We start from the raw sequence: 13077 nt of genomic DNA, 5'->3' as shown, positions 1-13077 counted from the left end.
AACACCGAACAATTGAGAGAAATGAGAGACCGTAGGACGTGAGTCCCACGGTCTCTTTCTTTTTGTCCATTTTCGTTCACTACCCCAGAAGGGTATGACTAGTATGTCCCATATAAAAACAGTTGTCCCGGGGGCTTGTGGCCCTCGGGACGCTGCGTCATAATAAATAATGATGCTTTACAGCATTGATTAATTATTAATTGTTTCGATTTAAATCTTTGGGGTTATGCCTCTGCGGGAGTCTCCTCCTCAACAGCCTCTACATCCTCAGCAGCTTCCTCAGCAACCTCGGCAGCGGCCTTCTTGGCATCAGCAGCAGCCTTGATAGCAGCCTCAGCCTCAGCAGCAGCCTTCAGCTCAGCAGCATTCTCAGCAACAACCTTCACGGGGATCTCAACGGTCACCTCCTTGTGGAAGTGTACGAGAGCCACATAGTCACCAATCTTCTTGGCATCCTTCATGGTGATGATCTTACGATCAACCTCCTTACCAAGCTTCTGGAGCTCATCAGCCACCTGAGCGGCACCTACAGAACCGTAGAGCTGACCGGTAGCGCTTACCTTAGCGGCAATCTCAAGAGCTACACCAGCAAGCTGGGCAGCCTTCTCCTCAGCAGCAGCCTTCTGGGCAGCCAGCTTGTGAGCCTGCTGTTTCAGGTTCTCTGCAAGGATCTTCTTAGCCGACGGAGAAGCAATCACACCCTTTCCCTGAGGAATGAGGTAGTTGCGGCCGTAGCCAGACTTAACATTCACGATATCGTTCTTGAATCCCAGACCGATAATATCTTCTTTCAGTATAATTTCCATAATCTTGCGTCCTCCTCTTTAATTATTTCATCAAATCGGTTACGTAAGGCAGCAGTGCGATCTGACGGGCACGCTTCACGGCCTGAGCCACACGACGCTGATACTTCAGAGATGTTCCAGTGATACGGCGGGGAAGAATCTTACCCTGCTCATTGAGGAACTTCTTGAGGAACTCGGGATCTTTGTAGTCGATGTACTTGATACCGCTCTTCTTGAAACGGCAATACTTCTTCTTCTTCGTATCGATAGAAGGAGCTGTCAAATAACGGATTTCACTCTGTTCTGCCATAGTTTAAGCCTCCTCTTTTTTACCAAGCTTTGCACGACGCTTCTCGGCGTACTCAACTGCATACTTGTCAAGTTTAACGGTCTGGAAACGGATAACCTTCTCATCACGACGGAAGGCGGTCTCCAATGTCTTAATCACTTCTGGCTCAGCCTTGAACTCTACCAGGCAGTAGAAACCTGTAGACTTCTTCTGAATAGCATAAGCCATCTTCTTCAATCCCCAGGCCTCTTCACTGATGATCTCTGCACCCTTATCGGTCAGGACCTTCTTGAATTTTGCGGCCGTTTCCTTCATCTGTTCATCAGACAAAACGGGAGTTAAAATGAAAACGGTTTCGTATTGATTCATACTACTTAATAAATAAAAATTAATAATGTTGTGCTTAAAGCGGGTGCAAAGGTACTAATTTTCTATTGAACATTGAACATTGGACATTGAACATTTTAATTGTTTAACAGAATTTAATACTTTTCCCGCCTTTTCTGCTGCCGGATATGCCATATTACCCCTATAACTATCATCAAGAAACCGCTGAGCAACACCAGATTACTGGATGTCCACCCAGCCAGATAACTGACCATCAAAAGGATGGCGCCGGCCAAAACCAGCGCCAATCCAATAGGGTTATTCCTCTTCGGGAGTGATGAGTTTGTATCCCTTGCCATGAATATTGATGATTTCAATCTGCGGATCATCCTTGAGGTGCTTACGCAACTTAGTGATATAGACATCCATCGAACGGGCGTTGAAGTAGTTGTCGTCAATCCAGATGGTCTTCAGGGCGAAGTCACGCTGCAGGATCTCATTGGCATGAGAGCAGAGCAGAGCCAGCAGTTCATTCTCCTTGGTGGTGAGCTTACGCTGCTCGTCGCCAATCATCAGCAGCTGCTTCTGGGTATCGAAGGTGAACTTGCCGATGTGATAGAGTGTAGACTCCTTGTTCTTCTTACCCTTCGTACGGCGCAGGATGGCCTCAATACGGAATACAAGTTCCTCCATGGAGAAGGGTTTGGTGATATAATCGTCGGCACCAATCTTAAAGCCCTCAAGGATATCCTCCTTCAGCGTCTTGGCGGTCAGGAAGATAATGGGCACATCAGCATTAGCTGCGCGAATCTCCTGAGCCAGCGTATAACCGTCTTTCTTAGGCATCATCACGTCGAGCACACAGATATCGAACTTAGCCTTGAGGAAAGCCTTGAAGCCTGCCTCACCATCAGCACAGAGCTCAGCAACATAGCCCTTAGCCTGCAAATACTCACGGAGCAACATTCCGAGGTTCTCATCGTCCTCGCAAAGCAAGATTTTCAACTTGTCTTCCATAATCTTTCGTTTTTTATTTGTTAATACTATTATGAATTGTCTTCTTGAAGGACGGGCAGCGAGATGGTAAAGGTAGTACCCTTGCCTATTTCGCTCTCGCACTTGATTTCGCCCTCATGGAGGGTAATGATCTTCTTGACATAAGCCAGACCAAGGCCGAAGCCCTTGACATCATGAACGTTACCAGTATGGACGCGGTAGAATTTGTCGAAGATCTTCTTGACGTTCTCTTTCTTGATGCCCAGTCCCGTATCACGAATACTGAAACAGAGGCGGTCCTTCTCGTTCCATGTACGGATATAGATATCGAGCGGCTGTTCTGGTTTACGATACTTGACAGCGTTATCCATCAGATTGGTGATGGCGTTCTGGAAATGCACCTCATCGACATAGATGGCAGAATCAACGGCCTCAATCTCGGTAAAGATCTTACCACCGGTATGCTCTACACGAAGAGAGAATGAGCTGGCAATGCTCTCAAGCAATTCGTTAAGGTCGAGTTCTTTCTTCTTGAAAGAGGCTGTCTTACGATCGAACATCGACATCTGAAGAACCTTCTCAACGAGGAAACGCAGCCGTTTAGACTCGTCGTTGATAACCCCACCAAGATGACTGAGCATGGCAGGACTCTTGCTGACACTCTCGTCGTTGAGCATCTGAGCCGCCAGCGAGATGCTGGAAATCGGAGTCTTCAGCTCATGCGTCATATTATTGATGAAGTCGTTTTTAATCTCAGAGTAACGCTTCTGCCGGAAGATGACCACGATGGTGAAGATAAAGGTGATGAGCAGTACCACAGTGAAGATCATGGCTGGAATCATGAAACGCACACTCGAGAAGATGTATGAGCTCATGTCGGGGAAGTGAATCTTCACCACACCCATCTTCGATGACGGGTCATTGCGGAAGAGGGTCTGCTTATAGGTATGTTCCTCACCTTCCTCACTATAGTCCGGACAACGGTATATCTCACGTCCGTCGGCTGTTTCCACCCGGAAATGATACGGGATGTTGATACCGTTATTCATCAGTTCCGCACGAATGTCCTGATCGAGAAGCTTGAAGTTGATACGCTCCTTCAGAGGACGGTCGGACGCAGTATAGAGAATGTTATAGACCACCTCATCGAGCAGAGCTTTCTGATAGACATAGCGGTTACGCACAATCTCCTGCAAGGACTTTGAGGCCTCTGAGATAGAGTTCTTGTCGGTGCGCAGAATCATCGCCTTGGGAACGTTGGCCGGTTTGATGGCAAAAGTCTTCAACTCGAAACTGGAGTAAACCGTACCATCGTCGGCAGCCACGGCAAACTGATGGGAGTGCTTGATTGTACCATCAAGACCATCAACCATCACAGAATCCTGCTTGAAGGCCTTACGCTCAGTCTCTTTTACATCCTTTTCCAGATAACGAAGCGTCTCATTCATCTCCAGATTGCGGGATGCCTGATAGAGACTGCGGTTCACAGACTCGTCGAACTGTTCCTTCTTCATCTTCGCCATCTCTTCAATATAAGAGATCTGGAGGAGAAGGAGCCCCACGAACGAGAGTCCCATGACTATAGCTATGATCCAAATCGTACTTTTCTTCATATCGAGGGCAAAGATACGTCAATTCTTAAAAAGAACGGTTTGTAGTGTTAATTATTTCGGGCTAATTCAGTAAAATTAACACTATCATCCAAAACTAATTGTTATATTTTAAACAAAGAATCCCCGCCATATTCCTATGGCAGGGATTTCCAATATGATAAACCAGCGACTTAGTCTTCTTCCTTCATCTCCTCCTCGTGCTGCTTGATCAGTGCCTGCTGGATATCGTTCGGCACAAGCTCGTAGCTTGAGAAGCTGGTTGTGAACGATGCACGACCACCGGTCAGAGAACTCAAGGCGATAGAATAGCTGGAGAGTTCCTTCAGAGGAATCTTGGCTGAAAGCTTCTGATAGCCAGCCTCAGAGTCCATACCCATGATGATGGCACGACGTCCCTGGAGGTCGCTCATCACATCACCCATATAGTCAGCGGGAACCAGTACCTCGAGATCATAGATAGGCTCAAGTACCTTTGGACCTGCCTCCTTGAAGGCTGCCGAGAAGGCATTACGGGCTGCGAGCATGAACGAGAGCTCGTTAGAGTCAACTGGGTGCATCTTACCATCATAGACGATGACGCGGACGTCACGGGCATAAGATCCTGTGAGCGGGCCCTGTTCCATGCGCTCCATGATACCCTTCAGGATAGCAGGCATAAAGCGCAGGTCGATAGCACCACCAACCACAGAGTTGATGAATACGAGCTTACCACCCCACTCCAGATCCTTCTCTTCCTTAGACTTGATGTTCATCTTGAACTCCTGGCCGTTGATTGTGAACGATGTGGGATCGGGCATGCCATCGGTATATGGCTCTACAATCAGGTGTACCTCACCGAACTGTCCAGCACCACCCGACTGCTTCTTGTGACGATAGTCAGCACGGGCCATCTTCGTAATTGTCTCACGATATGGGATCTTCGGCTCGATATACTCAATCTGGATCTTCTCGTTGTTCTCCATACGCCACTTCAAGGTACGCAGGTGGAACTCACCCTGACCATGAACGATAATCTGGCGCAACTCCTTAGACTGCTCTACCACCCAAGTAGGATCCTCCTGGCGCATCTTCTGCAGGGCAGCCATCATCTTCTCGGTCTCAGCCTCGTTGACGGCCTTGATGGCACGAGAGAACTTAGAGTTAGGATATTTGATGAAGTCGAACTTATTATCAATATCCTTGCCATTCAGGGTGTTTCCGGTCTTTACATCCTTCAGCTTCACGGTACAGCCGATATCACCAGCTCGCAGTTCGTCAACCTGAATACGATTAGCACCAGCACAAGCATAGAGTGTGCCGATGCGCTCCTTAGAGCCACGATCGGCATTGGTCAGATCGTCGCCGCTCTTCACGACACCACTCATCACCTTGAAATAAGATACTTCACCGATATGGGGTTCAACACCCGTCTTGAAGAAGTACAGAGATGTAGGTGCAGAAGCGTCGGCAGGCACATCCTTGCCGGCAGCATTCTTGATGACGGGCATCTCGCTGACGAAGGGAACCACGTTGCCGAGGAACTCCATCAGACGGCGTACACCCATGTCACGACCAGCGCAGACACAGAATACGGGGAAGATAGAACGTGTCACCAAGCCCTTGCGGATACCCTCACGCATCTCGTCTTCGCTGAGGTCCTCGCTCTCGAAGAACTTCTCCATCAGCGTATCGTCGCCGGCAGCGGCAGCCTCTACCAGAGCAGCCTTCCACTCCTTCGCCTTCTCTAACTGGTCGGCAGGGATATCCTCGATGATGGGAGCACCACCCTCAGGCTTCCAAGAGTACTTCTTCATCAGCAGCACGTCGATCACGCTGTTGAAACCAGCACCGGTCTGGATAGGATACTGAACGGGCACGCAGTTCGGACCATACACTTCCTTCAGCTGAGCAAGAATCTGGTCGTAGTCGCAGTTGTCGCGATCCAGCTGGTTTACGAGGAAGATAACGGGTTTCTTCAGTTTCTCAGTGTTGCGGAAAGCATTCATCGTACCCACCTCAGGACCATACTGGCCGTTGATAAGGATTACAGCCTGGTCGGTCACGTTCATAGCGGTGATAGAACCACCTACGAAGTCGTCACTTCCCGGACAGTCGATGATGTTGAGCTTCTTGTTATTCCACTCCACATGAAAAACAGTTGAGAACACCGAATAGCCGTACTCCTGTTCCACAGGGAAGTAGTCGCTCATGGTGTTCTTACTCTCTACGCTGCCGCGGCGCTTGATGATGCCAGCTTCGTAGACCATTGACTCGGCAAGAGTAGTCTTGCCGCTACCCGCACTGCCAATGAGTGCAATGTTTTTGATTTCGTTTGTCTGATATACTTTCATATCATTGTTGGTTTTAGGTGAATATTTCTATTAAGCGGGCACTAAGGTAGACATTTTTCGAGAAATAGCCAAAAGATTCTTGCAAATATTAAACAAAATTAGTATTTTTGCATTCATTATGGCAGGAATCTATATTCATATCCCATTCTGTGCAAGCCGATGCATCTATTGCGGCTTCTATTCTACGACGGGCCTGAAGCTCCGTCAGCGCTATGTCGATGCCCTTTGCCAGGAGGCCTCTTGTCGCCCCGCCGGAGAACCTGTTGGCACCATCTACCTCGGTGGAGGCACACCATCGCAGCTCACCATCCCCCAACTCCAGCAACTCTTCGACGCCCTATATATATATAATAAGGTGGAAAAGTCTGCCGAGGTCACCATCGAGTGCAATCCCGACGATGTCACCCCAGAGTTTGCCGAGGCATTAACCGCCCTTCCCGTCAACCGTGTCTCGATGGGCGTGCAGACCTTCTGCAATGAGCGACTTCACTTTCTGCACCGTCGCCATACGGCGCAACAGGCTAGAGAAGCTGTCAGCAGATTGCGTCAGGCCGGTTTCCAGAATATCAGCATCGACCTGATGTATGGCTTTCCCGGCGAGACTATCGAGGCTTGGCAAGCCGATATCGACAATGCCCTCGCGCTCGAAGTGGAACACTTGTCGGCCTACTGTCTGATGATTGAGGAAGGCACCCCACTCCATCAGCAGGTTGCGCAGGATCAGCCATTAAGGGATTCCCTCCCCGATGAGGAGCTGGAACGCCAGATGTACTACACCCTCATCGACCGCCTTGAGGCTGCAGGCTACGAGCATTATGAGATATCGAACTTCGCCCGCTCAGGCTTTCGCTCCCGCCATAACTCCAGCTACTGGAACCTGACGCCCTATATCGGCCTCGGTGCCGCCGCCCACTCGTATGACGGGAAGAGTTGCCGTCGTTGGAACGTCAGCAACATCCGTCAGTACATGGAGGGGATAGAGAAAGAACAGCCATGCTTCGAACAAGAACTGCTCGACGACGACACCCGCTATAACGATGCCATTACCACTGCCCTGCGTACTAAAGAGGGGCTCGACCTCACTTTGCTGTCCGACAAGCACCGCCACTACTGCCTCAGAGAAGCACAACAAGCCATCGACGGTGGACTGCTACAGTTATCTCCCAACCAACACCTGAATCTTACCCGCAAGGGCCTCTTCGTCAGCGACATGGTGATGAGCAACTTGATAATTATCTGACAAAAGGCTTAAAATCCAGACCATTTTAGAGCCCAAGCCATTCCGAGGCCGTAATTACGCGAGTTTTGAGCCATTTTGGTAAGTGATTGACAGTGTGGTGGTTACGGTTTTTGTGTTGTGATTCTTTACCAAAAAGTCCCTCAAAATGCCCGGGAAAGCCCCTATTTTGATGCAAAACTCCTAGGGTTTGGCCTAAAAAGAGATAGGGTTTGGACGTCACAAACCTATACTTTACCGTAACTAAACCTATGCTTTGCTTACTTCAAACCTATAGTTAGTCGTAATATAACCCATTTACACCTCCAAAGTGCCTCCCCGTTTCTCTATTTCGAGCAAACCTAGAGGCACTTTTTTAGGCATGTTTTCTTTACATCCTACTCCTAATAGCGTATGATGTTCCCCCTTCAATAGCGTTAAATAGCAGATGATTGTATCAGATGCCTTCTTGCTGGGAGAGCCTACGGATGGCAAAGACGTAATAGGCTATCAGCAAGGGATAGCCTATATAATATAAAGTGGTGATGCTAAAGATGACATAATCGACGGCACAGATGGCAGCCAGTCCGCCTAAGTACAGGATAGACTCACCCAAGGACAAATGCTTGGTGACATCGTCGACCGTAGCGATGGCAACAATGATGATGGCCCAAACAGAGGTGACAAACAAGCCTAAATGCAGCGGCAATGCAAAGGGATTGAGCGAGGGATGGTAATAGAAATGGCGCCACGACTCGGGGCCGAACACCTGAATACTGCTATAGATGACGGCCGAGGTAGCTACCAGGAGGCACAATGTGGCGGGATAGAACGACGGAATGTCATTGAAATGCACAATCTTCGCTCCAAGTTTCATCAGACGGCGCACGCCATAAGCTGCAACGATGACCACACAGAAAGCCAGGAATATGAGCAGATGGGTATCGGAGAAGAAATCGATGAACTGGCTGATGGGGTCATCGGGCGACACCTTGGCCAACAGTTCATTCTCATGTACCCAGCCAAAGGTCAGTTGGTCGCGTGCCACCTTCACCCAGACAGAGTCAATGGTATCCGAAGGCACGGTCTTAATGTCAGCCACAACAATACGTTCGTTCTTCCGTAGTGTGATAGAGTCTTTCTGCCATTCCTTACCTATCGCCTCTATCTCTATCGATACCACCTCGGGCACTGCCATATCCTCTGGCTGCTGAGCTACAACCACCAAGGAGTCGCCCGTCACCACGAAATTATAGTTCTGCGTGTAATGATGAGTAGTATAGAAAGAGATCGAGTCGAGCTGCTGTTTTGTCAGATCCCAGGCATCGGGCGTAATAGGTCCCTTGTTGTAACACGCTACGGTAAATGACAAATGATAAATGACGAATGATAAAACAATCATCCATCTTCTCAGCCTATGGCACCAACCGCGCCTGTATTCTTTATCAATCATCATTTATCATTCTGGCCGCAGGCCGCATAAACGTTCATTTGGCATTGGGCACAATCAAACTCAAGGCGAAAACGGCGACCATCGCCTAATACGAGAGAAAGGGGTTCGCGCCATTCCGGGCGCCTGCCACCACGCTTTACACAATAGCCCAGACTGTAGCGGATGCAATGACGACACTGCATCAGCGGGCCTTCCCCACCCTTCAATTCAAAAGCCGTCAGATCATCAACGGCATAGAAATCACGGGAGAGGTGGTTTGAGATATTATAGAGGTAAGGATATGGATATGCAGGAGCCTTTGCAGGGAGTCCACGAGATGGGGTCGGCTCATTTGAAGGGGTTTTCATTTTCTGGAGCTGATCCACCAAAGCCCGGCGCATCTCAGAGAGGATGCTGTTTGGGATAAAGAAACAGAAGTTGTCTGGCAGATGGACATCTTTACACTCATAGACAGTATCACCAAGCTTTGTAAGTTGTCGGATGATATTCTCATGAGGCCGTTTCTGTGCCTGTTGATGCTCTAATGGGAAATAACAACTAACCGACGGCAACGGGTTTATACTGGCGGAAAGTTCAAAGCCGCCGTCAACAGCCTGAAGCGACAGACAAACAGGAATCTTACGTACAGCACTCGTCTTGGAGAGTACTCGTTCCATCTCCTGGTCGTTGTTTCGGTATAAAGCCATGCCTGGGCGCAAGCCCTGAGGCATACGGAAAGGCCAGATGCGATTTCCGGCCACGCGATTGGCACGAAGGCCCTCGAACTGGTGCTCTTTATTGAGGAAGCATAGTCCGTCGCCGTTGGCAAAACTTGCCGTTCCCGCCACGTTAAAAGAGTCGTGACGAATCTCCTTCACAGTGCCCACAAACTCACCTACGGCCTTCGGCGTATCAAAGGAAGCAATATTCGGTTGACGGCCGTGGGCAAAATAGGTTGTATACCCACGGTTGAATGTCTTTCTCAAATCGGGCTGGAAGGTATAAGTGGAATGCCCCAACGAGGCACGACAATACTTGTCAGGATGCTGTCGGATAATCTCGTTCAGGCGCTCGCTGTAGGCTGCTGTCACATTCTTCACATAAGAGAGATCCTTCAAACGGCCTTCGATCTTAAAGGAAGTAGCCCCGGCCTCGGCCAAGGCCAGCAGGTTGTCGCTCTGGTTCATATCTCTTAGAGAGAGCAGATAGCGTTCATGCTCAATCTCCTTGCCGTCGGCATCTTCCAAAGAGAAGCGCATACGACAAAACTGGGCACACTCTCCACGGTTGGCACTCCGACGGAAACAATACTGCGAAGCATAGCAGATACCAGAATAACTGACACATAAGGCACCATGCACAAACACCTCTAACGGCATGTCGGGTACGGCTTGATGAATGCCGGCAATCTCTTCAACAGACAACTCACGGGCCAGAACTGCACGGGAGAATCCTAGACTCTTGAGCCACTGCACTTTCTCCTGCGTACGGTTGTCGGTCTGAGTGGAAGCATGAAGAGTCATTCCTTTAGGACAAAGGCTCAACACAGCCATGTCCTGAACAAGAATGGCATCAACACCTGCTTCAGCCAAATCGCTGAGCATCTGTTTCACATCGTCCAGTTCTTCCTCGTAAAGGATGGTATTGACCGTCACATATACCTTGGCACCAAAAGGATGGGCATAGGCACACAACTGACGAATATCCTCAAGACTATTGCCAGCAGCAGCACGGGCACCGAAATGGGGCGCCCCAATATAGACAGCATCGGCACCGTGGTCGATAGCCGCGATGCCACACGCTAAATTCTTAGCCGGAGCCAACAGTTCTAGAGGAGTCAATATATGCAGTTATTTAATGTCGTCGATATTATATGGCGTTTCCTGATAAACGTAATAGTTAATCCAATTGGCATAGAGCAGATTGGCGTGAGCACGCCAGGTAACGACAGGCGGATTGTCGGGATTGTCATCCCGATAATAGTTCTTCGGCAGATCCACATCATCACGAATATCCCGGTCGCGCTTATATTCATTATCAAGCGTGTTGGGCGCATACTCCAAATGACCCGTGATAAAGAACTCACGGCCATTCCGCGCCATCACCATGCTGACCCCACAATCGGGTGATTCAGCAATCAATGTCAGTTCCGGATTAGCCAGGATGTCCTCACGATGGATTTCTGTATGCCTGCTGTGAGGCATCATAAACACATCATCGAAGCCACGGAAGATCGGCAGTGGCGTGTCAATGGGAGTTTGCGGGAAGATACCGAACATCTTCTTTGCCAACGGGTATTTAGGTACACCATAATGATAATACAGGCCGGCCTGAGCTGCCCAGCAGATATACAGGGTACTGGTGACATGAGTGCGAGCCCAGGAAAAGATATCAGTAATCTCGTCCCAGTAGCTTACATCCTCGAACTCAAGCTGTTCCACAGGAGCACCTGTAATGATCATACCGTCGAACTTCTCTTTGCGCATCGACTCAAAGTCACGATAGAACATCATCATGTGCTCTATCGGCGTATTCTTGGGCGTATGACTCTTCAGTTTCATAAAACTGATTTCCAACTGAAGCGGTGTATTGGAGAGGAGACGGACCAGGTCGGTCTCCGTTGTAATCTTCAGTGGCATCAGATTCAGTATGACTATCCGCAGCGGGCGGATGTCCTGTGTGGTAGCCCGAGAATTATCCATAACGAAGATATTCTCGTGCTTCAGGATATCAATCGCTGGAAGTCTGTCTGGTAATCTAAGTGGCATTGTTCTATCGGTATTTTAAAACTTAAGGAGACAGCAGGATACATTGTCTAATCCACCTGCAGCAATCGCAGCCTCGCACAATGCGTTGGCATCAGCACCTGCCGCCAAAAGACGGGAAATCTTCTGATTACTCAGCATGTCCGTCAATCCATCACTGCACAACAGATACACATCGTCTACCATGATGTCCGAGGTCATCCTGACGATATCAATATACGACGTGGAACATCCACCTCCTATACAGTTGGTAATGATGCTTGTGTGCTTTTCCCTTCCCAAGAGATTGCTGAGAGAGTGGTCGGTCGTCAACTGAAACAGATCGTCTTGACGGAAACGATACAGGCGGCTGTCACCACAGTTCAAGGAGTAGTACTCCCCCTCATAAAAAGCGAAGCCAACTAGGGTTGTACCCATACCTTTATACTGTTCATCGGCACGTCCCTTTGATGCCACCATATTGTTGATGCCGTCGAGCCATTCCACCACCATCTCATTAAACTCACTAGGGCCATAACCTGTTGGAAGGTCGTTATAATAGAACTGAAGATTGTGCAGGACATCGCTACTGGCGATATCACCTCGATTATGGCCTCCCATACCATCGGCAACTGCGACGATATATCGGTCTTGATTAGTCAGTTCTACCCATGTGGAGAAAGCATCATCTCTGACGAAATGGTTTCCCACAAGTATCATGTCCTCATTCTGGTGTCTCACACAACCAATCCTACTGGCTGCTGTTATATCTATTTTTATCATTCCTTTATCTGATTATGACTTGCAGATTGAGGTTTGCAATCGTGAGCACATCACCATTGTTCAACGACATATCTACATCTGGCTGTATGGTACGCTGATTCAACTTCGTACCATTTGAAGAATGCTTGTCGGTCACGCACCAACCTGAATCAGCCTTATATTTCAGTTGCGCATGAACACCCGACACATAGGCATGCTGTTCAAAGAATTGTGTGTACGGTCCTTTACGGCGGCCGATAATGGCACCATTCATGGCAACGATACGGATGTTCAGACTGTCATTGGCGAGTGTCAGCACAGGCATACCACCCTTTGGCACATTGTTCTGGGAGACGCCCATTCCCGTCGATACATTCGTCGAGAAATTAGACATACCAGACTGTTCTGGCTGTTTCTGGGCCTGACGGGCATCCGGAGAAACCATCAGTCCGCCGCAGTGCGTACAACGTCTGCCGAGTCCTACACGACCACACTGATTGCAAAAGAGCAATGCCTGTCCGCATTGATCACAATAGTGGGAATCGTCCTCTATCTCTTCTTTACAAGCTGGACAAATGATCAT

At 48.9% G+C, this 13077-nt stretch carries 12 protein-coding genes; 1 reads left to right on the top strand and 11 read right to left on the bottom strand.

What is annotated here, in order from left to right; all coding sequences use genetic code 11:
- Positions 1 to 224: 224 nt before the first annotated feature.
- From rplI to BMY16_RS13220, 6 genes are all read right to left on the bottom strand, one after another.
- Positions 225 to 806: a 50S ribosomal protein L9 gene (gene rplI, locus BMY16_RS13245; RefSeq protein ID WP_091843304.1), complete on the bottom strand. Its 582-nt coding sequence runs from the start codon at positions 804 to 806 to the stop codon at positions 225 to 227.
- 22 nt (positions 807 to 828) lie between these two features.
- Positions 829 to 1095 carry a 30S ribosomal protein S18 gene (gene rpsR, locus BMY16_RS13240; protein ID WP_013064765.1) on the bottom strand — a complete coding sequence of 89 codons (267 nt, stop codon included), beginning with the start codon at positions 1093 to 1095 and terminating at the stop codon, positions 829 to 831.
- Positions 1096 to 1098: 3 nt separating this feature from the next.
- Positions 1099 to 1443: a 30S ribosomal protein S6 gene (gene rpsF, locus BMY16_RS13235; RefSeq protein WP_036910923.1), complete on the bottom strand. Its 345-nt coding sequence runs from the start codon at positions 1441 to 1443 to the stop codon at positions 1099 to 1101.
- Between the two features lie 276 nt (positions 1444 to 1719).
- A complete protein-coding gene (locus BMY16_RS13230) occupies positions 1720 to 2418 on the bottom strand; it encodes a response regulator transcription factor RprY (protein ID WP_091843301.1) in 699 nt (232 codons plus the stop codon).
- A gap of 29 nt (positions 2419 to 2447) precedes the next feature.
- Positions 2448 to 4010, bottom strand: a complete 1563-nt coding sequence (locus BMY16_RS13225) for a sensor histidine kinase (RefSeq protein WP_091843299.1) — start codon at positions 4008 to 4010, stop codon at positions 2448 to 2450.
- A 170-nt stretch (positions 4011 to 4180) separates the two neighbouring features.
- A complete protein-coding gene (locus BMY16_RS13220; RefSeq protein WP_091843296.1) occupies positions 4181 to 6340 on the bottom strand; it encodes an elongation factor G in 2160 nt (719 codons plus the stop codon).
- 118 nt (positions 6341 to 6458) lie between these two features.
- On the opposite strand from BMY16_RS13220, the gene hemW reads away from it, so the two are divergent.
- Positions 6459 to 7580 (top strand): radical SAM family heme chaperone HemW, encoded by a 1122-nt coding sequence (gene hemW, locus BMY16_RS13215; RefSeq protein WP_091843294.1) that lies wholly within the window; start codon positions 6459 to 6461, stop codon positions 7578 to 7580.
- Between the two features lie 433 nt (positions 7581 to 8013).
- Here hemW and BMY16_RS13210 read toward each other — a convergent pair whose 3' ends face one another.
- The 5 genes from BMY16_RS13210 to BMY16_RS13190 are packed head-to-tail and all read right to left on the bottom strand — an operon-like array spanning position 8014 to position 13077.
- Positions 8014 to 9012: a zinc ribbon domain-containing protein gene (locus BMY16_RS13210; RefSeq protein ID WP_244513062.1), complete on the bottom strand. Its 999-nt coding sequence runs from the start codon at positions 9010 to 9012 to the stop codon at positions 8014 to 8016.
- Positions 9009 to 10829 (bottom strand): peptidase U32 family protein, encoded by a 1821-nt coding sequence (locus tag BMY16_RS13205; protein WP_091843288.1) that lies wholly within the window; start codon positions 10827 to 10829, stop codon positions 9009 to 9011. Before BMY16_RS13205 ends, BMY16_RS13210 begins: the two co-directional genes overlap by 4 nt.
- Before the next feature lie 9 nt (positions 10830 to 10838).
- The gene (gene metA, locus BMY16_RS13200) at positions 10839 to 11756 is read right to left on the bottom strand and encodes a homoserine O-acetyltransferase MetA (protein ID WP_091843286.1); all 918 of its coding nucleotides are present in this window, start codon (positions 11754 to 11756) and stop codon (positions 10839 to 10841) included.
- A 15-nt stretch (positions 11757 to 11771) separates the two neighbouring features.
- A complete protein-coding gene (locus tag BMY16_RS13195; RefSeq protein WP_091843283.1) occupies positions 11772 to 12515 on the bottom strand; it encodes a PP2C family protein-serine/threonine phosphatase in 744 nt (247 codons plus the stop codon).
- Between the two features lie 4 nt (positions 12516 to 12519).
- A complete protein-coding gene (locus tag BMY16_RS13190) occupies positions 12520 to 13077 on the bottom strand; it encodes an FHA domain-containing protein (RefSeq protein WP_091843281.1) in 558 nt (185 codons plus the stop codon).

Source organism: Prevotella sp. ne3005 (assembly GCF_900110085.1).
Taxonomy (GTDB): domain Bacteria; phylum Bacteroidota; class Bacteroidia; order Bacteroidales; family Bacteroidaceae; genus Prevotella.
The sequence above is the reverse complement of the archived record's forward strand: the minus strand, read 5'-3'. Positions and strand labels throughout refer to the sequence as shown.